The organism is Pseudomonas sp. IAC-BECa141, assembly GCF_020544405.1.
In the GTDB taxonomy this organism is placed as follows: Bacteria; Pseudomonadota; Gammaproteobacteria; order Pseudomonadales; family Pseudomonadaceae; genus Aquipseudomonas.
In genome coordinates this window covers 1,770,296-1,792,436 of the sequence record NZ_CP065410.1, presented here as the reverse complement: position 1 = coordinate 1,792,436, position 22,141 = coordinate 1,770,296, and the positions used below count along the sequence as shown (strand labels likewise).

The 22,141-nt window shown below is 59.9% G+C and carries 19 protein-coding genes; 13 read left to right on the top strand and 6 right to left on the bottom strand.

The window, feature by feature from the left end; genetic code table 11:
- Positions 1-109: 109 nt before the first annotated feature.
- Entirely contained in the window at positions 110-1,705 is a 1,596-nt protein-coding gene (locus I5961_RS08135; protein WP_227234879.1) for a beta (1-6) glucans synthase, read from the top strand.
- Between the two features lie 99 nt (positions 1,706-1,804).
- Here I5961_RS08135 and I5961_RS08130 read toward each other — a convergent pair whose 3' ends face one another.
- Together I5961_RS08130 and I5961_RS08125 are read right to left on the bottom strand one after the other, a co-directional pair.
- On the bottom strand, positions 1,805-4,516 hold the full coding sequence (locus I5961_RS08130; protein WP_227234877.1) for an RHS repeat-associated core domain-containing protein: 2,712 nt from the start codon (positions 4,514-4,516) through the stop codon (positions 1,805-1,807).
- Positions 4,517-4,617: 101 nt separating this feature from the next.
- Positions 4,618-4,986 carry a hypothetical protein gene (locus I5961_RS08125; RefSeq protein WP_227234875.1) on the bottom strand — a complete coding sequence of 123 codons (369 nt, stop codon included), beginning with the start codon at positions 4,984-4,986 and terminating at the stop codon, positions 4,618-4,620.
- A gap of 223 nt (positions 4,987-5,209) precedes the next feature.
- Between I5961_RS08125 and I5961_RS08120 the strand changes: the two genes are divergently transcribed.
- Together I5961_RS08120 and I5961_RS08115 are read left to right on the top strand one after the other, a co-directional pair.
- Entirely contained in the window at positions 5,210-6,508 is a 1,299-nt protein-coding gene (locus I5961_RS08120) for a serine protein kinase PrkA (RefSeq protein WP_007959293.1), read from the top strand.
- A complete protein-coding gene (locus I5961_RS08115) occupies positions 6,501-7,289 on the top strand; it encodes a VacJ family lipoprotein (protein WP_085699386.1) in 789 nt (262 codons plus the stop codon). Before I5961_RS08120 ends, I5961_RS08115 begins: the two co-directional genes overlap by 8 nt.
- A 65-nt stretch (positions 7,290-7,354) precedes the next feature.
- Here I5961_RS08115 and I5961_RS08110 read toward each other — a convergent pair whose 3' ends face one another.
- Complete coding sequence (locus tag I5961_RS08110) at positions 7,355-8,269, bottom strand: DUF808 domain-containing protein (RefSeq protein WP_085703361.1); 915 nt, start codon at positions 8,267-8,269, stop codon at positions 7,355-7,357.
- A gap of 134 nt (positions 8,270-8,403) precedes the next feature.
- Here I5961_RS08110 and I5961_RS08105 point away from each other — a divergent pair, with 134 nt between their 5' ends.
- Entirely contained in the window at positions 8,404-9,009 is a 606-nt protein-coding gene (locus tag I5961_RS08105) for a TetR/AcrR family transcriptional regulator (protein WP_085699390.1), read from the top strand.
- Positions 9,010-9,116: 107 nt separating this feature from the next.
- Here I5961_RS08105 and I5961_RS08100 read toward each other — a convergent pair whose 3' ends face one another.
- A complete protein-coding gene (locus I5961_RS08100; RefSeq protein ID WP_227234874.1) occupies positions 9,117-9,581 on the bottom strand; it encodes an REP-associated tyrosine transposase in 465 nt (154 codons plus the stop codon).
- A 210-nt stretch (positions 9,582-9,791) separates the two neighbouring features.
- Positions 9,792-10,232, bottom strand: coding sequence for a GlcG/HbpS family heme-binding protein (locus I5961_RS08095; RefSeq protein WP_227234872.1), 441 nt, complete (start codon positions 10,230-10,232; stop codon positions 9,792-9,794).
- A 268-nt stretch (positions 10,233-10,500) separates the two neighbouring features.
- On the opposite strand from I5961_RS08095, the gene gcl reads away from it, so the two are divergent.
- The 8 genes from gcl (at position 10,501) to I5961_RS08055 (ending at position 19,997) form a co-directional block, all read left to right on the top strand.
- A complete protein-coding gene (gene gcl, locus I5961_RS08090; protein WP_085699394.1) occupies positions 10,501-12,276 on the top strand; it encodes a glyoxylate carboligase in 1,776 nt (591 codons plus the stop codon).
- Between the two features lie 138 nt (positions 12,277-12,414).
- Positions 12,415-13,197, top strand: a complete 783-nt coding sequence (hyi, locus tag I5961_RS08085) for a hydroxypyruvate isomerase (RefSeq protein WP_025111893.1) — start codon at positions 12,415-12,417, stop codon at positions 13,195-13,197.
- Positions 13,198-13,240: 43 nt separating this feature from the next.
- Positions 13,241-14,134, top strand: coding sequence for a 2-hydroxy-3-oxopropionate reductase (locus I5961_RS08080; RefSeq protein WP_227234870.1), 894 nt, complete (start codon positions 13,241-13,243; stop codon positions 14,132-14,134).
- A gap of 161 nt (positions 14,135-14,295) precedes the next feature.
- Positions 14,296-15,570, top strand: a complete 1,275-nt coding sequence (locus I5961_RS08075; RefSeq protein ID WP_114881924.1) for a glycerate kinase — start codon at positions 14,296-14,298, stop codon at positions 15,568-15,570.
- On the top strand, positions 15,567-16,982 hold the full coding sequence (gene pyk / locus I5961_RS08070; protein ID WP_085703356.1) for a pyruvate kinase: 1,416 nt from the start codon (positions 15,567-15,569) through the stop codon (positions 16,980-16,982). Before I5961_RS08075 ends, pyk begins: the two co-directional genes overlap by 4 nt.
- Positions 16,983-17,133: 151 nt before the next feature.
- Complete coding sequence (locus I5961_RS08065) at positions 17,134-18,048, top strand: urea transporter (RefSeq protein WP_085703354.1); 915 nt, start codon at positions 17,134-17,136, stop codon at positions 18,046-18,048.
- A 21-nt stretch (positions 18,049-18,069) separates the two neighbouring features.
- Entirely contained in the window at positions 18,070-18,894 is an 825-nt protein-coding gene (locus I5961_RS08060; RefSeq protein ID WP_064378643.1) for an ion transporter, read from the top strand.
- A 104-nt stretch (positions 18,895-18,998) separates the two neighbouring features.
- The gene (locus tag I5961_RS08055; protein WP_085699406.1) at positions 18,999-19,997 is read left to right on the top strand and encodes a sulfate ABC transporter substrate-binding protein; all 999 of its coding nucleotides are present in this window, start codon (positions 18,999-19,001) and stop codon (positions 19,995-19,997) included.
- A gap of 54 nt (positions 19,998-20,051) precedes the next feature.
- Here I5961_RS08055 and I5961_RS08050 read toward each other — a convergent pair whose 3' ends face one another.
- The gene (locus I5961_RS08050) at positions 20,052-20,672 is read right to left on the bottom strand and encodes a DUF5666 domain-containing protein (protein WP_227234868.1); all 621 of its coding nucleotides are present in this window, start codon (positions 20,670-20,672) and stop codon (positions 20,052-20,054) included.
- 241 nt (positions 20,673-20,913) lie between these two features.
- Here I5961_RS08050 and I5961_RS08045 point away from each other — a divergent pair, with 241 nt between their 5' ends.
- Positions 20,914-22,101: an MFS transporter gene (locus tag I5961_RS08045; protein WP_227234866.1), complete on the top strand. Its 1,188-nt coding sequence runs from the start codon at positions 20,914-20,916 to the stop codon at positions 22,099-22,101.
- Positions 22,102-22,141 lie beyond the last annotated feature (40 nt).

Below are 22,141 nucleotides of genomic sequence, written 5' to 3'. Positions count from 1 at the left end.
AACGAGAAACGACATCAGAAAGCCATTAACTGCATTCGGATATTTGGCGCCAGACAATCCGCCCGAACTTTGCATGTCAAAATCGTGCGGGCCACCAACCTGCTCATAAATGCAGGTAACATGCGTCGCTTTGCAGCCACTCGGCCTGACCATGTCCGCGACCTCCCGCTTCCCCTTTCTTCCTTATCTGTTCGCCTGCCTGCTCGGGCTGTTTGCCCTGTGCGGCTTCTGGTACGGACTCGGCAAACCGGTGATCCTGCCGGACGTCACCACCCCGACCCACAAGCTGCAATGCGCCTCCTACACCCCGTTCGACAAGGACCAGTCGCCGTTCGACGTCCCGTTCAAACTGCGCCCGGAGCGCATGGACGCCGACCTCGCCCTGCTCGCCACCCGCTTCGAATGCATTCGCACCTACTCGATGACCGGCCTCGAAGCGCTGCCGGATCTGGCGCGCAAGCATGGCCTGAAGTTGATGATCGGCGCGTGGGTCAACAGCAACCCGGTGGACACCGAGAAGGAAGTCGACCTACTGATTGCCTCGGCCAATGCCAACCCGGACGTGGTCAGCGCCGTGATCGTCGGCAACGAAGCCCTGCTGCGCAAGGAAGTGACCGGCGCGCAACTGGCGAAGCTGATCAACAAGGTCAAGAGCCACATCAAGCAACCAGTCACCTACGCGGATGTCTGGGAGTTCTGGCTCAAACACCCGGAAGTCGCGCCGGCGGTGGATTTTCTGACCATTCACTTGCTGCCGTACTGGGAAGACGATCCGTCGAACATTGACGTCGCGCTGCATCATGTAGCGCAAGTGCGCCAAGTATTCGGCAACAAGTTCGCGCCCAAGGACGTGATGATCGGCGAAACCGGTTGGCCGAGTGAAGGCCGCCAGCGTGAGACCGCACTGCCGAGCCGGGTCAACGAAGCCAGGTTCATACGTGGTTTTGTCACCCTCGCCGAACAGGAAGGCTGGCGGTACAACCTGATCGAAGCGTTCGACCAGCCGTGGAAGCGCGGCAGCGAGGGGGCGGTCGGCGGTTATTGGGGACTGTTCGATGCTGATCGCCAGGACAAAGGCGTGCTGGCCGGGCCGGTGTCGAACGTGCCGTACTGGTCGCAGTGGCTGGCGGTCGGCGGGCTGATTTTCCTCGGAACATTGCTGCTGGGTGGCCGGGTTCGCACGACGCGCTCGGCGCTGATCCTGCCGCTGCTCGGCGCCCTCGCCGCCTGTTCGATTGGCGCCTGGGGTGATCTGGCGCGAGTGACCACGCGGTTTGCCAGCGAATGGCTGTGGGTCGGGTTACTGACGGCTCTGAATCTGTTGGTGCTGGCCCATGCCGCGCTGACCTTGAGCGCCCGCAGCGGCTGGCGTGAACGGGCGTTCAACGCTTTCGAGCGACGGGCCGGCTGGCTGGTCGCGGCAACCGGTTTCGCCGCTGCGGTGATGATGCTGGAGCTGGTGTTCGATCCGCGCTACCGAAGCTTTCCGAGTGTGGCATTCATCCTGCCGGCGCTGGTTTACCTGTGCCGCCCGGTAAATGTGGCCCGTCGGGAGATCGCCCTGCTGACCTTCATCATCGGCGCCGGCATTGCGCCGCAACTGTTCCGCGAAGGTTTGCAGAATCAGCAGGCGTGGGGCTGGGCGCTGGTCAGCGTGTTGATGGTGGCTGCGCTATGGCGCTGCTTGCGGGTTCGCAAGAACTGATATTCAGGACTGCACGCAAATCCTGTCTCCAGCCTGGAGAACAGGATTTGCGCTCCCCCCTCATGTACCAACTTATCCCGCTAACCTGAAAGCCCGCGACTAATGCATGTTTTGCGTTGCTCGACGCGGTACAGCAACGCTTTTGAACGTTTTCTTGGGTTGATAATTCTTCCAGGCCGGCAATGCAAAGAACTCTGCCTGCGGCACTTCTCTGTCAGCCACAAAAAATTTCACATTGTTTTTGACTTCAGGCGTGTCTTTTCGCCGATACACATATCTTATTTCAGAGGCCGTCACACTGGTTCCTGCTCCTGCCGTTTTTGCAACAATGTCATCCAGCGTCTCCATCAAGTTATCGATCGCAAAGAGGACTTTTTTATTTCGCCCGAAAATCTGGTACTCCAAACCTGCTTTACTTGAGCGACGCCACATCGGAACGTTTATTTCAAAGAAGTTGCCGGTGCCTTTTTCATCCTTTTGAAAATACCGATTGGTCATTGCAAACTCTTTGTAACCAATACCACGATCCACATCGACCAGCTCTGACTTGATCTGCTCGTTCGTTCTGTAAATACCCGCCGTAACCGTCGGGCCAAACGCAGCATCGGTCAGGTCATTCTGCTTCAGGACATTGCGTTTTTTCTCCCAAAGCACCCTCGTTAACCCGCCTCTCCACAAAGGCACTCTTGAAAATTCCTTGAACCCGACCTTTTCCAGGGCTTTCAGCGCAGCATCACGAGGTTCTCGCAGCCCGAACAGAATATCGCCCGCTGAAAAGCTGGCAACCAGACTCTCATAATTGCCCTGGCTACTTACATTGATATCAGTACCGGCAAACCCTGCGTCATCAAAAAAAGTAACCGGGTTATTACCAACCATACGGTACAAATTCAAACCATCCACCACACCGCCAGGATCCGGGCTGAGCCATTGGTGCCACCAAGGCACGTAATATCTCACTCCGTAGTAATACAGTCCTGTTAAGTCCCGTTCCTTGCCCGAAAAACGCCGGGTCTTGTCACTGGCTTTAATCTGGTCGCTGCCCGCCCACCAGACTGTGCGGCCAAAGGCAGAAAAAACTTCTTCACTGATAAGCGCGCCGGTCTCATCAAGTTCCAGGCAGCAAGAGCCAATCTGATCAGTCACTGCAAACCGGATAGTGACAGTGGCTTTACCTGACCGCGGATCTTTTCGGTTGAGCACACGGACATCGCACAGTTCTGCCTGCACGTTGATGACTTGCAGCAGGCTTGAACTGCTGGTTCGCACTTCCAGCGCTCCCAGATAACGAACCTCCTGGGGAATTGCCAAACGACCGCGCAGAGTCGTGCGAATTTTTCGCAGTCTCTGCCCGCCATGATCGTAAACGTATGCCTCATCATCGTTTGGCAAATCAGGGCGCACTACCGTCCCTACTCTGCACAATCGATTGCGCTCATCCCATTCCAGTTGCTGCCCCGGTAGCAGAATAAGCTTGTTGCCAGCCAAATCGTGCCCCTGTGCAATTTCAGCTTCCGTTGGTAAATCTCCATTTTCTTTTTGCACCAGTGCACGATTACTGTACTTCGAGACAACCATCTGCTGAGTGCGACTTCCAATCGCTGCGCTGATAACTTGCTTGATCAGATTTCCGCTGCAATCGTAATCAAACGACTCCGTGTAGTTTTCCAACTGCCCCGGATCCGCCGGGGACTGAAACGCAGGCAGGCTCGGGCCTGCACTCCCTCCAATCACCTGCCATCCAGTAGCACCGATGAGTTGGTAATTTGTGTCGTAACGGAACGTCCTGACAGGATCAATCTTCTGATTACCGAAGTAGCGAACGCGCAACGCGCGGTTTTCGATAGCGACTACGTTACCCACCGGGTCGTATCGGTAAACAAGGTGCTGCAGAGGCGAATGGCCCGGGATCCGTGATCTCAGCTCATACAGTCTTCCATCGACCGGAGAATAAGAGGCAGAGCAGACCAGCCCATTGGCCAGAGTTTGCTGCTCGACTTTATTGAAAGCGTTGTACCGAATCTCGGTGACCACATCAGTTGACGCCCCGTCCTTTCCTACTTTCACTTTTATTCCGAGAGCCTGCCCATCCACTTGATAATTGAAGATGCGGGCATTGCTCTTGGCATCGATTTCGCTAAGCAGTTGAGACGTCGCGCTGTAACTAGAGCGGGTCGTTGCACCAGTGCCTGACTCATGAAGTAGATCGCGATCAATCTCTGAAGAAGGCCAATCCGGTGGTGCCACGATCTCTAGAAAGTGTTGAGTACTTTCGAGTAACTCGCCTTTGAGTGAATACGAGCGATGAAATTTTGTTCCGGCATTATCATCTTGCCGAATGAGTTGCCCGCATTGATTGCGCTCGGCAAACGGCACTCCGCTGCCACCATACGAAAAATACGTACAGGTCCGTTCAGCCTGGCCGGGCACACGCACGGTTTCCTTTACAGGACGAATAAGCTCATCGTAAACCGTATGAAAATGCGTTGACCTGCTGTCCCAGCTATCGACGTTCTGGCCAGCAGGCCCTGACAATTGCACGCGACAGCCGATGTCGACGTTATCGGTCAGCAGTTCTTCCCCCGCGAGGTTGAATACCGTTCGCAGGCTTGCGGGGATATCGGGCTCCATATCGAGAAGCAGGAACAGACGAGGGTCATAGCGCTTGGTTGCACGCCTGGAAGCATCGTAGGCCTGATGGGTGACCCGTCGTTCAATGAGGTTCCCGACAGCAGCCCTGTAATAGGCGACATCACGCACCACCAAACCTCGTGGATCCGTCACGGTCATCACAGGCGTATGTGAATGCATCGCGGAATCTCCCGACAGGATCAACCCTCTACGACGGCTTGAATATGTTCGGTGCCGCAGACATCGTCAACTGTCAGAAATAACAGGTCATGCAAACCTGCTTAGCGCATCATCGACTTTCTTACCAACCGCAACCCGGCAATCACCACCGCAAACACCGCCAGCGTCGTGTTGTACAGCGCCAGCGCCGGCAACCCGAACATCAGCGCCAGCACCGCCAGCCACCGCCCTGCCCGTCCCGGCACGACAAAACCGATCACCGCGGCCGTGACCGCCGCCCAGCCCAGCATCTGGAAATGAATGATCAGGCCCAGGTTCGAGCGCACCGAGCATTCCCAACGGCTCGCCTCATCCACGCAGATGCCCACCCACTGCGCGTCCTCCATGAAGCCATAACGCGCGCCATAACTGGCGGCCAGCCACAACGGCAACAGAACGAGCAGCAGAATCACAGGCAAGCGGCGGGACATGGAACACTCCAATCGATGAAATCGGCGGCCAGCTTAATCCGCCGCCGCGCATACGCAAGGACTAACAACTCTTAACTGGTCATTCATTCCTTGCAAAGTGTATCGTCCGGCTACTATTACTCCGAATTCCGTCAGATAGATGCCGTGGCATGGCACTTTGGCGCAAACCCGGTGGTCATAGCCTGCGAACTTCATTCGGCACCTTCCTCTAAGGGATCCAGTCATGCTCCGTTCCTTGCGCTTCGCCGCCCTGTTTGGCGGCCTTATTCTGAGTGCGTCCGCGCTGGCGGTGGATATCGACGCCGCCAGCTATGGCTATCCCCTGACCAATCCGTTCGAGGCGACCATCGCCACCACGCCGCCGGACTTGCGCCCTGAACTGCCACTGGACGACGACATCGATCAGACCGATCGCAGCGTCACCCTGCGCCCCGAGCGCGAATTCATCCTGCCGGACAATTTCTGGCCGGTGAAAAAACTGACCTATCGCATCGCCACCCAGGACAAGGCCGCGCCGCTGATCTTCCTGATCGCCGGCACTGGCGCGCGCTACGACAGCACGCTCAACGAATACCTGAAGAAGCTTTATTACAAGGCCGGCTACCACGTCGTGCAGCTGTCGTCGCCGACCAGCTTCGACTTCATGAGCGCCGCCTCGCGTTTCGCCACCCCCGGCGTGACCAAGGAAGACGCCGAAGACATGTATCGGGTGATGCAGGCCGTGCGGGCGCAGAACCCGAAACTGCCGGTCACCGACTATTACCTCAGCGGCTACAGCCTCGGCGCACTGGACGCAGCGTTCGTTGCCCATCTGGATGAAACCCGTCGCAGCTTCAACTTCAAGAAAGTCCTGCTGCTCAATCCACCGGTCAACCTCTATACCTCGATCACCAACCTCGACAAGCTGGTGCAGACCGAGGTCAAGGGCATCAATAACAGCACCACCTTCTATGAACTGGTGCTGAGCAAACTGACCCGCTACTTCCAGCAAAAAGGCTACATCGACCTCAACGATGCGTTGCTCTACGACTTCCAGCAGTCCAAGCAGCATCTGAGCAACGAGCAGATGGCGATGCTGATCGGCACCTCGTTCCGCTTCTCGGCGGCGGACATCGCGTTCACTTCGGACCTGATCAACCGCCGTGGCCTGATCACCCCGCCGAAATTCCCGATCACCGAAGGCACCAGCCTCACGCCGTTCCTCAAGCGTGCGCTGCAATGTGACTTCGACTGCTACCTCACCGAACAGGTGATCCCGATGTGGCGCGCCCGCACCGACGGCGGCAGCCTGCTGCAACTGATCGATCAGGTGAGCCTGTACGCATTGAAGGATTACCTGCACGACAGCCCGAAAATCGCCGTCATGCACAACGCCGACGACGTGATCCTCGGTCCGGGCGATCTCGGTTTCCTGCGTCGGACCTTCGGTGATCGCCTGACCGTTTACCCACTGGGCGGCCATTGCGGCAACCTTAACTATCGCGTCAACAGCGACGCCATGCTGGAGTTCTTCCGTGGCTAAATATCTCCTGCTGATTGCAGCGCTCCTCAGTGCAGGTATGGCCCAGGCCGACAACAGCAAAGCCAATGCACCGGTGGTCATCGACAGCGACGGCTTCAAGGAGCCGCTGTCCAAACTCAAGTTCAACCCGGGGCTGGATCAGCGCGAGTTCGAGCGCTCGACCCTCAGCGCGCTGAACGTCTACGACCCGCTGGAAGAGTGGAACCGGCGCGTCTACCACTTCAACTACCGCTTCGACCAATGGGTGTTCCTGCCGGTGGTCGATGGTTATCGCTACATCACCCCGAGCTTCGTGCGCACCGGCGTGAGCAACTTCTTCAACAACCTTGGCGATGTGCCGAATCTGGTCAACAGCCTGTTGCAGTTCAAGGGCAAACGCTCGATGGAAACCACCGCGCGCCTGCTGCTCAACACCACCATCGGCATCGCCGGGCTCTGGGACCCGGCCACCGCCATGGGCCTGCCGCGCCAGAACGAAGACTTCGGTCAGACCCTGGGCTTCTACGGCGTACCGGGCGGCGCCTATTTCGTGCTGCCGATTCTCGGCCCGTCGAACCTGCGCGATACCGCCGGCCTTGCGGTGGATTTCTCAGCCGAGTCCGCGATCAACTTTCTCAATGTTTCGGAAGTCAGCTCCAACCATCCGGAAGTCTGGGCATTGCGCGCGGTCGACAAGCGTTACCAGACCAGCTTCCGCTACGGTCAGCTGAACTCACCGTTCGAGTACGAGAAGGTGCGCTACGTCTACACCGAGTCGCGCAAGTTGCAGATCGCCGAGTAAAAACGCCAGCTACAAAAAAAGGCCATTCGATGCGAGTCGAATGGCCTTTTTGTTTGCCTCAGGATTCAACCCTTCAGGGCTTTCCAGACTTTGCCGATCACGGACACGCCCGCCAGCACCACCGCACCCGCGATGATCCCCGCCACGCCGTTCAACAGCATCGGCACCACAAACCCGGCGCCACCGGCCGCTGCGCCGACGCTTTCGATCCAGTGATGCACCACCGGTACGCCGTGGGTCAGGATGCCGCCACCGACCAGGAACATCGCTGCGGTGCCGATCACCGACAGGCCTTTCATCATGTAAGGCGCGGCACGCAGGATAGCGTTACCGATACGCTTCGCCGCAGCGCCGGGCTTCTGCGTCAGCCACAGGCCGAGGTCATCGAGCTTGACGATACCGGCCACCAGACCGTAAACACCCACGGTCATGACGATGGCGATGCCCGACATCACGATCACTTGCTGGGTCAGCGAAGCATCGGCCACGGTACCGAGGGTGATGGCGATGATTTCCGCCGAGAGGATGAAGTCGGTGCGGATCGCGCCCTTGATCTTGTCTTTCTCGTAGGCCACCAGATCGGTTGCCGGATCAGCAACGGCTTCGACCAACTGGGCGTGCTCGGCCTCGTCTTCAGCCTTGCTGTGCAGAAACTTGTGCGCGAGTTTCTCGAAACCTTCGAAACACAGGTAGGCGCCACCGACCATCAACAGCGGCGTCACCAGCCACGGCACGAACGCGCTGATCGCCAGCGCCGACGGCACCAGGATCAGCTTGTTGACGAATGAGCCCTTGGCCACCGCCCAGACCACCGGGATTTCCCGCTCCGCGCGTACGCCGGAGACCTGCTGGGCATTGAGCGCCAAGTCGTCGCCGAGCACGCCGGCGGTTTTCTTGGCAGCCATTTTGGTCATCAACGCAACGTCGTCCAGAACGGTGGCGATGTCGTCGATCAGCACCAGCAAACTGCTTCCTGCCATGAATCTTGTTTCCTTATGTGAATAATGCCGCGCAGCATACCGCGACTGCAGGCCACACGGGGCATTGTTGAGCGCCGCGCGAGGCCGGTGCTACCATGCGCAACCGCCAGAACAGGCAAGGAACCACCGGGTTTATGAGCACAATCCGCGAGCGCAACAAAGAACTGATCCTGCGTGCAGCCAGTGAAGAGTTTGCCGACAAGGGCTTCGCTGCGACCAAAACCAGCGACATCGCCGCCAAGGCAGGACTGCCCAAGCCCAACGTCTATTACTACTTCAAGTCCAAGGAAAACCTCTACCGCGAGGTACTGGAAAGTATCATCGTGCCGATCCTGCAGGCCTCGACCCCGTTCAACCCGGACGGTGTACCGAGCGAAGTACTGAGCGGCTACATCCGCTCGAAGATCCGCATCTCCCGCGACCTGCCCTTCGCCTCCAAGGTGTTCGCCAGCGAAATCATGCACGGCGCCCCGCACCTGAGCGCCGACCTGGTCGAGCAGCTCAACGGCCAGGCCAAGCACAACATCGACTGCATCCAGACCTGGATCGAGCGCGGCCAGATCGCCCCGATCGACCCCAACCACCTGATGTTCAGCATCTGGGCCGCGACCCAGACCTACGCCGACTTCGACTGGCAGATCTCCGCCGTGACCGGCAAGGAAAAGCTCGACGAAGCCGACTATGAAGCGGCAGCACAAACCATCATCCGGTTGGTGCTCAAAGGCTGCGAGCCGGACTGAAATACTGCGATGCCCCGTTCGCGAGCAAGCTCGCTCCCACAGAAGATTTGTGAACGCCACAGATCCAGTGTGGGAGCGAGCTTGCTCGCGAACGGGGCGACTCAGTCTTACCGACAGGCCCAGACCGCATCCCACAACGGGTACTGAGCCAGCTTTTTCACCAAACCGGCCCGCAATGGGTTGGCCACCACATACCGGGCCATTTTCACCAAATCCTCGTCCCGACGCAGCGCGTGATCATGAAACCCCGGCTGCCAAATACTTCCGCTTCTCCCGGCGCTTAGATTCACAGCCCGCGCACTCAAGGATTTGGTTTTCTGCATCAGCTCACGGAGCGATCCCTGCTTCAGATTGATCAACCAGTGCAAGTGATCAGGCATGACCACCCAGGCCAATGAATCAACCAAGCCTTGCTCCTGAGCACTTTGAAACTGATCTGCGACCAATCTACCCAACATGTAGCCCCTGAAAAAAGGAGCACGTCTCAACGTATTGGCAGTCAGCAGATAAATGCGATTGGGTTCGTCATAACGCCCCAAGCGCAGTCGATGTGAGGCTGATGATTTTGGCATTCCGTTGCCATTTCAATAGAAGATTTGAAAGGTTAGATCCGCGAACAGAATTAGACTGCGGATGACTTTGGCAGGATGTGTCTGTTGAATCGCCTTCGCGAGCAAGCTCGCTCCCACAGTGGGCTCGCAGTGTTAGACATTTTGTGTCCGACACTTCGAATCAATGGGGAGCGAGCCAGTCAGCGATGGCGTCAGTTCAAACGCCGCAAATCACGCAGCCACCCCCGCATCCGCCCGCAGGTCCAGGGCCTCTACGGCCTTGATCGCGACCTGCTCATCGATGTCCGACAGATCGCCGCTGATGCCGATCGCACCCAGCACGTTGCCCGCCTGATCACGAATCAGCACACCGCCCGGTGCCGGCACGACACTGCCCTGTCCCATGCTGTTGAGCGCGGCGATGAACGCCGGGCGTTGTTGCGCGTCCAGCGCCAGCAGGCGTGAGCCCTTGCCCAGGGCGATGGCGCCCCAGGCTTTGCCGATGGCGATGTTCGGACGCAGCAGGCTGGCGCCGTCTTCGCGTTGCAGGGTGACCAGATGGCCGCCGGTATCCAGTACCGCGATGGTCAGCGGTGCAGCGCAAATGGCCCGCCCTGCACTGATGGCTTCGTTGACCAGCTTGACTGCGACTTTCAAGGTTAAAGCGCTCATGGTGCCGTCCTCATTTTGTTATTGGGAAAGTCGTTGGGCTGCGCGCTTGCGTCGCAGCCCGATGCAACAAATAGAACACAATGAATTATTTTTTTGTATACAATAATCGCCGAAAAGCGCCTCATGCGACGAAAAGCCACAGCAGAATCGGCTTCCGACGAATGAAACAGGTGCTTGAGAAAATGGATTGACCTGCGCCGTCCGCCGTGAATACACTCTGCGCAAAGCCACTTGTATACAATTACAAAACGTAAAGAGGCACAAAACCATGAGCAAAATGAGAGCAATCGAAGCCGCCGTTCTGGTGATGCGCCGTGAAGGGGTCGATACCGCTTTTGGCATTCCGGGTGCTGCGATCAACCCGCTGTATTCCGCCCTGAAGAAAGTCGGTGGCATCGATCACGTCCTCGCTCGCCACGTTGAAGGCGCCTCGCACATGGCCGAGGGCTACACCCGCACCAAGGCCGGCAACATCGGCGTGTGCATCGGCACTTCCGGCCCGGCCGGTACCGACATGGTCACCGGTCTGTACAGCGCCTCCGCAGACTCGATCCCGATCCTCTGCATTACCGGCCAGGCACCCCGCGCCCGTATGCACAAGGAAGACTTCCAGGCCGTCGACATCACCAGCATCGTCAAGCCGGTGACCAAGTGGGCGACCACTGTTCTGGAGCCGGGCCAAGTGCCTTACGCCTTCCAGAAAGCCTTCTATGAAATGCGTTCCGGCCGTCCGGGCCCGGTGCTGATTGACCTGCCGTTCGACGTGCAGATGGCTGAAATCGAATTCGACATCGACGCCTATCAGCCACTGCCGCTGGCCAAGCCGAGCGCGACCCGCGTGCAAGTCGAAAAAGCCCTGGCGATGCTGGATCAGGCCGAACGTCCGTTGCTGGTCGCCGGTGGCGGCATCATCAACGCTGACGCCAGCGAGCTGCTGGTCGAGTTCGCCGAGCTGACAGGTATTCCAGTCATCCCGACCCTGATGGGCTGGGGCACCATCCCGGACGATCACCCGCTGATGGTCGGCATGGTCGGTCTGCAGACTTCGCACCGCTACGGCAACGCCACCCTGCTCAAATCCGATGTGGTACTGGGCGTCGGCAACCGCTGGGCCAACCGTCACACCGGCTCGGTCGACGTTTACACCGAAGGCCGCAAGTTCATTCACGTCGACATCGAACCGACCCAGATCGGCCGCGTGTTCACCCCGGACCTGGGCATCGTGTCCGACGCCGCTGCCGCGCTGACCGTGTTCATCGAAGTCGCCCGTGAATGGCAAGCCGCCGGCAAGTTGAAAAACCGCAGCGCATGGCTGCAGGACTGCCAGCAGCGCAAGTCCAGCCTGCAACGCAAGACCCACTTCGACAACGTGCCGGTCAAACCGCAGCGCGTTTACGAAGAAATGAACCAGGTGTTCGGCAAAGACACCTGCTACGTCAGCACCATTGGTCTGTCGCAGATTGCCGGCGCGCAGTTCCTGCACGTCTACAAGCCGCGTCACTGGATCAACTGCGGCCAGGCCGGCCCGTTGGGCTGGACCATTCCGGCAGCGCTGGGTGTGGTGAAGGCCGATCCGAACCGGAAAGTCGTGGCCCTGTCGGGGGACTATGACTTCCAGTTCATGATCGAAGAACTGGCGGTCGGCGCTCAGTTCAATCTGCCGTACATCCACGTCGTGGTGAACAACTCGTACCTGGGGCTGATCCGTCAGGCCCAGCGCGGGTTCGAAATGGACTACTGCGTGCAGCTGTCCTTCGATAACCTGAACGCGCCGGAACTCAACGGTTACGGTGTCGACCACGTCGCAGTCGCCGAAGGCCTGGGCTGCAAGGCACTGCGTGTGTTCGAACCGGCTGACATCGCCCCTGCCCTGCGCAAGGCCGAAGAGCTGATCGAAGAGTTCAAGGTGCCGGTGATCGTCGAGATCATTCTGGAGCGTGTGACCAACATCTCCATGGGCACCGAGATCAACGCCGTCAACGAATTCGAAGACCTGGCGCTGGTCGGCAACGATGCGCCTACCGCGATTTCGCTGCTCGATTGATTGCTTTTGCTTGATCGTTCCCACGCTTTGCGTGGGAATGCAGCCAGGGACGCTCCGCGTCCCAAAGCGGACGCAGAGCGTCCATAGAGGCATTCCCACGCAGAGCGTGGGAACGAGAATCTAGAACGGGAGACCACCATGCCGCGTTTCGCAGCCAACCTGTCCATGCTGTTCACCGAACAGGATTTCCTTGCCCGTTTCGATGCCGCCGCCAAGGCCGGCTTCAGCGGTGTCGAGTACCTGTTCCCGTACGATTTCAGCTCTGCCGAGATCAAGGCCAAACTCGACGCCAACGGTCTGACCCAAGTGCTGTTCAACCTGCCGGCGGGTGACTGGGCCAAGGGCGAGCGCGGTATCGCGTGCCTGCCGGACCGGGTCGAAGAGTTCCGCGCCGGGGTCGATCTGGCCATCGCCTACGCACAGGTCCTGGGCAATACCCAGGTCAACTGCCTGGCCGGCATCCGCCCGCAGGGCGTGGACGACGCCACCGTTGAAAAGACCTTCGTCGCCAACCTCAAATACGCCGCCGACAAGCTGCAAGCCGCCGGCATCAAACTGGTGATGGAAGCGATCAACACCCGCGACATCCCGGGCTTCTACCTGAACAACACGGCGCAGGCCCTGTCGATTCGCGAGCAGGTCGGCAGCGCCAATCTGTTCCTGCAATACGACATCTATCACATGCAAATCATGGAAGGCGATCTGGCCCGCACCCTGCAATCGCACCTGGGCGAGATCAACCATGTGCAGTTGGCCGACAACCCGGGCCGCAACGAGCCGGGCACTGGCGAGATCAACTACCGCTTCCTGTTCGAACACCTCGATCGCATCGGTTATCAGGGCTGGGTCGGCTGCGAGTACAAACCGCTGACCACCACTGAAGCAGGCCTCGGCTGGCTGAAGACCCACAACGCGATCTGACCCCCTATTTGCTTGAGCAAGACAAAAACAAGAGGATTTTCTCATGGCTAAAATCGGATTCATCGGCACCGGCATCATGGGCCACCCAATGGCGGCGAACCTGCAGAAAGCCGGTCACAGCCTGTTCCTGTCGGCGCACCACGACGCGGCCCCTGACGACCTGGTCGCTAATGGCGCCGTCGCTCTGGCCAACCCGAAAGAAGTGGCCCAGGAAGCCGAATTCATCATCGTCATGGTGCCGGATACCCCGCAGGTCGAAGACGTGCTGTTCCGCGCCGACGGCGTTGCGGCCGGCATCGGCAAAGGCAAGGTCGTGATCGACATGAGCTCGATCTCGCCGACCGCCACCAAGGCTTTCGCCGCGAAGATCAACGAGAAAGGCGCACAATACCTCGACGCCCCGGTGTCCGGTGGTGAAGTCGGCGCCAAGGCTGCGACCCTGAGCATCATGGTCGGTGGCGACGCCGATGCCTTCGAACGCGCACTGCCGCTGTTCCAGGCCATGGGCAAGAACATCACCCTGGTCGGTGGCAATGGCGACGGTCAGACCGCGAAAGTGGCGAACCAGATCATCGTTGCGTTGAACATTCAGGCCGTCGCCGAAGCCCTGCTGTTCGCTTCGAAAAACGGTGCCGATCCGGCCAAGGTGCGTGAAGCGCTTATGGGCGGTTTCGCCTCTTCGAAGATCCTCGAAGTGCACGGCGAGCGCATGATCAAGGGCACCTTCGATCCGGGCTTCCGCATCAGCCTGCACCAGAAGGACCTGAACCTGGCCCTGCAAGGCGCCAAGGAGCTGAGCATCAATCTGCCAAACACCGCCAACGCCCAGCAAGTGTTCAGCACCTGCGCGGCCATCGGTGGCAGCAACTGGGACCACTCGGCGCTGATCAAGGGCCTGGAACACATGGCCAACTTCTCGATTCGCGACAAGAAGTAAGTCTCTGCTGCAACGTTTGAAACCTGTGGGAGCGAGCTTGCTCGCGAATTGGGTCTGTCAGTCGACATGGATATTGACTGATCCACCGCCTTCGCGAGCAAGCTCGCTCCCGCAGATCCTGTAGCGCTCTATCCCAATAACAAGAATTCCGGGAGCCCGCCATGTCGGTCGATCCGCAACAACTGCTGCGCGAGCTGTTTGCCACAGCCATCGACGCGGCCCATCCGAACCAGGTCCTCGAAGCTCATCTGCCGGCCGATCGCACAGGTCGCGTGATTGTCATCGGCGCCGGCAAGGCTGCCGCTGCCATGGCGCAAGTGGTCGAGCGCTGCTGGGAAGGTGAAGTCTCGGGCCTTGTGGTGACCCGTTACGGTCACGGCGCCCCGTGCGAAAAAATCGAAGTGGTCGAAGCCGCGCACCCGGTGCCGGACGCTGCCGGTCTGGCCGTGGCCAAACGGGTGCTGGAACTGGTCAGCAACCTGACCGAAGACGACCGCGTGATCTTCCTGTTGTCCGGCGGTGGCTCTGCCCTGCTGGCGCTGCCGGCCGAAGGCATCACCCTGGCCGACAAGCAGTCGATCAACAAAGCCCTGCTCAAATCCGGCGCGACCATCGGCGAGATGAACTGCGTGCGCAAGCACCTCTCGGCGATCAAGGGCGGACGGCTGGGCAAAGCCTGCTGGCCGGCGACTGTTTATACCTACGCGATTTCCGATGTACCGGGCGACCTCGCCACGGTCATCGCCTCCGGCCCGACCGTGGCCGACCCGAGCACCAGCGCCGAAGCGCTGGCGATCATCAAGCGCTACGGCATCGAGATTCCGGCCTCCGTGCGCACCTGGCTGCAAAGCCCGGAATCGGAAACCGTCAAACCCGGCGATCCGAGCCTGGCCCGCAGTCACTTCCAGCTGATCGCCCGCCCTCAGCAATCGCTCGATGCGGCGGCGGTGAAATGCCGTCAGGCCGGTTTCAGCACGCTGATCCTTGGCGACCTGGAAGGCGAATCCCGCGAAGTGGCGAAAGTCCATGCCGGCATCGCACGCCAGATCATTCATCACGGCCAGCCATTGGCAGCGCCGTGCGTGATCCTGTCCGGCGGCGAAACCACCGTGACCGTGCGCGGCAATGGCCGTGGCGGACGCAACGCCGAATTCCTCCTCAGCCTCACCGACAGCCTCAAGGGCCAGCCCGGCGTCTATGCGCTGGCCGGTGACACCGACGGCATCGATGGCTCGGAAGACAACGCCGGCGCGATCATGACCCCGGACAGCTACGCCCGCGCCGCCGCCCTGGGTCTGAGCGCCAGCGACGAGCTGGATAACAACAACGGTTACGGTTACTTCGCGGCGCTCGATGCGCTGATCGTCACCGAGCCGACCCGCACCAATGTCAACGACTTCCGCGCCATTCTGATCCTCGAGAGTTCCAAATCATGACGCCTGACAAAAAGGTCAAAATCCTCGCCACCCTCGGGCCTGCCGTCGACGGCATCGAAGACATCCGCGAGCTGGTCGAGGCCGGGGTCAACATCTTCCGCCTCAACTTCAGCCACGGCGATCACGCCGACCACGCCAAGCGCTATCAGTGGATCCGCGAAGTCGAGCGCCAGCTCAACTATCCGCTCGGCATCCTGATGGATCTGCAAGGGCCGAAACTGCGGGTCGGCAAGTTCGCTGACGGCAAGGTTCAGTTGCATCGCGGTCAGGCCTTCCGCCTCGATCTGGACGCGACACCGGGCGACGAACGCCGGGTGAATCTGCCGCATCCGGAGATCATCGCGGCACTGGAAGCCGGGATGGACCTGCTGCTCGATGACGGCAAACTGCGTCTGCGGGTCGTCACCAAATACAGCGATGCGATCGACACCACTGTGCTCAACGGCGGCGAGCTGTCGGACCGCAAAGGCGTGAACGTGCCGCAAGCGGTGCTCGACCTGAGCCCGCTGACCACCAAGGATCGTCGCGACCTGAGCTTTGGTCTGGAGCTGGGTGTGGACTGGGTCGCGCTGTCGTTCGTGCAACGTCCTGAAGACATCCGCGAAGCCCGCGCCCTGATCGGCGACAAGGCGTTCCTGATGGCAAAAATCGAGAAGCCGTCGGCCGTCGAGCAACTGCGCGAGATCGCCGAACTGAGCGACGCGATCATGGTGGCTCGCGGTGACCTGGGCGTGGAGGTGCCGGCCGAGAGCGTGCCGCAGATCCAGAAGAACATCATCACCACCTGCCGCCAGCTCGGCAAACCGGTGGTGGTGGCGACGCAGATGCTTGAGTCGATGCGCTTCTCCCCGGCCCCGACCCGCGCCGAAGTCACCGACGTGGCCAACGCCGTGGCCGAAGGCGCCGATGCGGTGATGCTGTCGGCAGAAACGGCGTCCGGCGAGTACCCGCTGGAAGCCGTGCAGATGATGAGCAAGATCATCCGCCAGGTCGAGAACGGTCCGGATTACCAGACCCAACTCGACGTCAGCCGGCCGAAAGCCGAAGCGACCGTGTCCGATGCGATCAGCTGTGCGATCCGCCGCATCAGCAACGTGCTGCCGGTGGCGGTGCTGGTCAACTACAGCGAATCCGGTGCATCGAGTCTGCGTGCGGCACGGGAACGGCCGAAAGCGCCGATCCTCAACCTGACGCCGAACCTGCAGACCGCTCGCCGCTTGAGCGTGGCGTGGGGCATTCACTCGGTGGTCAATGATCGCCTGCGTCAGGTGGATGAGGTGTGCTCGACCGCGCTGGAAATCGCTCAGGCTCAAGGAATGGCCGAGCGTGGCGATACGTTGCTGATCACCGCGGGTGTGCCGTTCGGGCAGCCGGGGTCGACTAATTCGCTGCGGATCGAAACATTGATTTAACCACTGACCAAGATCGTTCCCACGCTCCGCGTGGGAATGCGGCCCGGGGCGCTCTGCGTCCCAAGAGCAGACGCAGAGCGTCCTTTGAGGCATTCCCACGCAGACGGTTCGACGCCTCGACGTGGGAACGATCAGTACCGAATGACCTGCCATGCCTGCCAATCATTTCAACACCCACTGCCCTGACTGGGCCGAGGCTTTGCTCAACGGTTTCAGTCAGATCTTCCTCCAGCGTCATCCGCTGTGCGGCCTGCTGTGCCTTTTGGCCATTCTATTCACCGCGCCGGTGCTGTTTGCCGGCGCGCTGCTCGGCGCGGTCGCCGGGTTGCTCACCGCGCAACGGCGCAACTACGCCAAGGCTGATCGTCAGGCCGGACTGTTCAGCTACAACGGCGTACTGGTCGGCCTTTTGCTGAGCCTGTATTTCCCTTGGTCGCCGATGCTGCCACCGCTGATTCTGGCGGCCGGTGGCCTGAGCGCGATGATCACGCAGCAGTGGCTCAAGCGCGCACGCCTCACCGAGTACCTGCCCGCCTACACTGCGCCGTTCGTATTGTTGAGCTGGGTGTTCCTGTGTTTCGCCGAGCCTTCGACGCCAGCTCCGGCGCTTGAGATGAATACCGCGAACCTGCTCGGCGCCGCGCTGAAAAGCTTCGGTCAGGTGATGTTCCTCGACCATCCGTTGGCCGGTGGATTGATCGCCGCCGGTTTGCTGATCGCCGATCGCCGGGCCTTTGCCTGGGCGCTGCTGGCGTCGGCGATCGGCCTGGGTTCCAGCCTGTTGCACCACGACAGCCAGGTCGCGCTGTTGGGCCTGGGGGGTTACAACGCTGTGCTCGCCGCCCTCGCCTTCAGCGCCCAGCGCCAGCAACCCTGGCTGCCGCTGTTGGGCATTGGTCTGGCGCTGCTGCTGACGCCGCTGTTCAGTGCCCTGGGTCTGGCGACTCTCACGGCACCGTTCATTCTCGCCTGCTGGTTGCTGCGCACCGGCATTCGCCTGATGCACCAACCGCAGATCAACGTCGCGCCTTGCGCTGACGGGGAGAATCAACCTAGGCTGCGCTGATCTTTGATTCAGGCGTTATCCATGGACAGTAACAAGCACTGGCGTGAACAGCTTTACGTCATGATTTTCCAGAGCGACACCCCCGCCGGGCGACGTTTTGACGGCATCCTGCTGCTGATCATTCTTGCCAGCCTGGTGATCGTGATGCTCGACAGCATCGACAGCGTTCACCGCAATTACGCCGACGTGCTGGCATATATCGAGTGGGGGTTCACCATCATCTTTGCCGGCGAGTACATTCTGCGTCTGTACTGCTCGCCCAAACCTCTGCGCTATGCATTCAGTTTTTATGGACTGGTGGACCTGCTGGCGATCGTGCCGGGCATCCTCGCGCTCTACTACAGCGATGCGCAGTACCTGCTGATTATCCGGATCATCCGGATGCTGCGAATTTTCCGAGTCCTCAAACTCAGTCCCTACCTCAAACAAGCCAACTACCTGATGTCGGCGCTGCGCGGCAGCAAGCAGAAGATTGTGGTGTTTCTGGTGAGCGTCTGCACACTCGTAACGGTCTTCGGCACCTTGATGTACGTGATCGAAGGCCCGGAGCACGGTTTCACCAGCATCCCCAAGGGTATCTATTGGGCTATCGTGACCCTGACCACCGTCGGTTTCGGTGACATCGTGCCGAAGACGCCATTGGGGCAGGTGATTTCATCGCTGGTGATGATCACCGGTTACTCGATCATCGCAGTGCCCACCGGAATCTTCACCGCTGAACTGGCCAATGCGATGCGTGGTGAACAGTTGCAACACGACTGCCCGGTTTGCCAGAAAAAGAGCCATGAAAGCAGCGCCGCATTCTGTTCGCGGTGCGGTAATCCGTTATTCAAAAAAATGGAATAAGCAAAGTTCTTTTTAATCTTTAAGCGACTATGCGCGCCCCGCTATAGTCGCTGGCAAATGGCCTCACCTTTGTAAAAACACCCCCACAGAACAAGGAATGCGCAGTGAAAAAACTCTTTGGCGCCTCACTTCTCGCCGCTGGTCTCGCCTTCGGCAGCGTGGCTCAGGCCGCACCGACTCTGCTTAACGTTTCCTACGACGTGATGCGCGATTTCTACAAGGACTACAACACTGCGTTCCAGAAACACTGGCAAGCCGAGCACAAAGAGAACATCACCGTGCAGATGTCTTTTGGCGGTTCGAGCAAACAAGCCCGTTCGGTGATCGACGGCCTGCCGGCTGACGTCATCACCATGAACATGGCCACCGACATCAACGCCTTGGCCGACAACGGTCAACTGGTGCCGAAAGACTGGGTCACCCGCCTGCCGAACAACAGCGCACCGTTCACCTCGGCCACCGTGTTCATCGTCCGCAAGGGCAACCCGAAAGCCCTGAAAGACTGGCCGGACCTGCTCAAGGACGGCGTGCAAGTGATCGTGCCGAACCCGAAAACCTCGGGCAACGGCCGCTATACCTACCTGTCGGCCTGGGGCTACGTGCTGAAGAACGGCGGTGACGAGAACAAGGCCAAAGACTTCGTCGGCAAGCTGTTCAAGCAAGCGCCGGTACTGGACACCGGTGGCCGCGCCGCGACCACCACGTTCATGACCAACCAGATCGGCGACGTACTGGTGACCTTCGAAAACGAAGCGGAAATGATCGCCCGCGAATTCGGCCGCGACCAGTTCGAAGTCATCTACCCGAGCGTCTCCGCCGAAGCCGAGCCGCCGGTGTCGGTAGTCGACAAAGTCGTCGAGAAGAAAGGCTCGCGCGCCGCGGCAGAGGAATACCTGAAGTTCCTGTGGTCGCCGGAAGGCCAGGAAATCGCCGCCGCCAACTACCTGCGTCCACGTGACCCGGCGGTACTGGCCAAGTACACCGACCGTTTCCCGAAAGTCGACTTTCTGTCGGTCGAGAAGACCTTCGGCGACTGGCGCACCGTGCAGAAGACCCACTTCAACGACGGCGGGATCTTCGACCAGATCTACAACGGCCAGTAAGGCGTGAGCTGACATGAAAAAGGCGACCTGAAGAGGTCGCCTTTTTGTCTGCGGCTACATAGGCGGCTTGACGCCATCCTTGCCCGCCGAGATCGATTGCGCAGTCAACGTGCCGTCCGCGCTCTGGGTCACGAAAGTGACGATCTTCACCCCGACCTTGAGCAGGCTGCGATCGCCCGGCGTCAGGTTGACGATCGGCACATCCTCCGGCACCAGGATCTTCTGCTGGCCGCCCTTGTAATTGACGGTCAGCACCCGGCCGTTGCTGACCACCAGATCGCCGACGCTGCCGTTGGTCATGCTGCTGCCCTTGGCGAGATCGAACGGCCGATGGCCATCGCCGCTGCCGGCCAGCTCCGGTGGGAAGACGTGAACCTCGAGCGCCTTGAGCGTGCCATCCTCCTGGGGAATGGCGGCCGAACCGATATAGCTGCCGGGCTTGATGTCTTCGATATTGGCCAGAGTGACCGCGCGGACCTTGGTGTCCGGGGTCAACCGGACCACCACGTTTTCACCGCTGGTGACGTGAACCTTGAGCGAGTCGGGGCTGACCCCGGTGATCTCGCCGCGCACGCCCATGCGCATCCCCGGCGCTTCGGCGGCCTGTGCGGCAGTGACGCCGAGCAGGGTGATCAGGGCAATGGTTTTGGTGTGGCGAAGCAACTGACGAAACATCGCAATCCTCCGTTGATGAACGTTGAAACCCGGTCACAACATAAGCACGCTATCGAACAAGATGTAAGTGAATGTATCATCGCCACTCAACGGTCGGACGCAAGGTTCGCCGATGAACATTGGATTGCTCGGCGCCACCTGTTCCGCAACGGAATAACTGATATCGATCAGAAGCCTCTACTGCCGGCTCGGCCCGTCCCTTAGCCTCACCGCATTCCTTTTCGCTGGATCGAGAAACCCTATGACCGCCACAACTCACGCAATGACCCGAGGCATGGTGCTGCTGTTCGCTTTCTGCTGCGGCGCCATCGTTGCCAACATCTACTACGCCCAGCCGATCATCGGCCTGATCGCGCCGGACATCGGCCTGACCGACACCATGGCCAGTTTCATCGTGTCGCTGACCCAGATCGGCTATGCGCTGGGCCTGTTTTTCCTGGTGCCGCTGGCCGACCTGTTGGAAAATCGCCGTCTGATGATCATCACCACCGTGGTGGCGATTGCCAGCCTGCTGGGTGCGGCGTTTACCGATCAACCGAATGTGTTCCTGCTGATTTCGTTGCTGGTAGGTTTCAGCTCGGTGTCGGTGCAGGTGCTGATTCCACTGGCAGCGCATCTGGCGCCGGAGCAATCCCGTGGCCGGGTGGTCGGCGGGATCATGGGCGGTCTGTTGCTGGGGATTCTGCTGGCACGTCCGGTGTCGAGCGTGGTCGCCGACCATCTCGGCTGGCGGGCGATGTTCATGATTGCAGCAGCCTTGATGGCAGCAATCAGCGTGGTGCTGGTGTTGACCGTGCCCAAGCGCCAGCCGGATCACAGTGCTTCTTATGGTCAGTTGCTCGGATCGCTGTGGACGCTGCTGCGCAAGCAACCGGTGCTGCGTCAGCGGGCGTTTTACCAGGCCTGCATGTTCGCCACCTTCAGCCTGTTCTGGACCGCCGTGCCGCTGGAACTGGCACGCAACCATGGTCTGTCCCAGAGTGAAATCGCGATCTTCGCCCTGGTCGGCGCCATTGGTGCCATCGCAGCGCCGATCAGCGGACGCCTGGCCGATGCCGGCCACACCCGCATCGCCTCGCTGCTGGCCATGCTGTTCGCCAGCCTGAGCTTCCTGCCCGCCTTCATCCATCCGGCCTACAGCGTGATCGGCCTGGCCGTGACCGGCGTGGTGCTCGACTTCTGCGTACAGATGAACATGGTGCTCGGCCAGCGCGCGGTCTACTCCCTCGACGCCAAAAGCCGCGGCCGCCTCAATGCGCTGTACATGACCAGCATCTTCGTCGGCGGCGCCTTCGGCTCCTCGGTGGCGAGTGCGGTGTACGAGCATGGCGGCTGGTTGTGGATCGTGATTGTTGGCAGTGCGTTTCCGCTGCTGGCGCTGGTGCGGTTTTTGAGTGCTTCGCAAAAGCCTGTTCTGGCAACTGCCTAGAAGCTGAAAAGCACTGCCGGATCGCTGATCCGACAGTGCT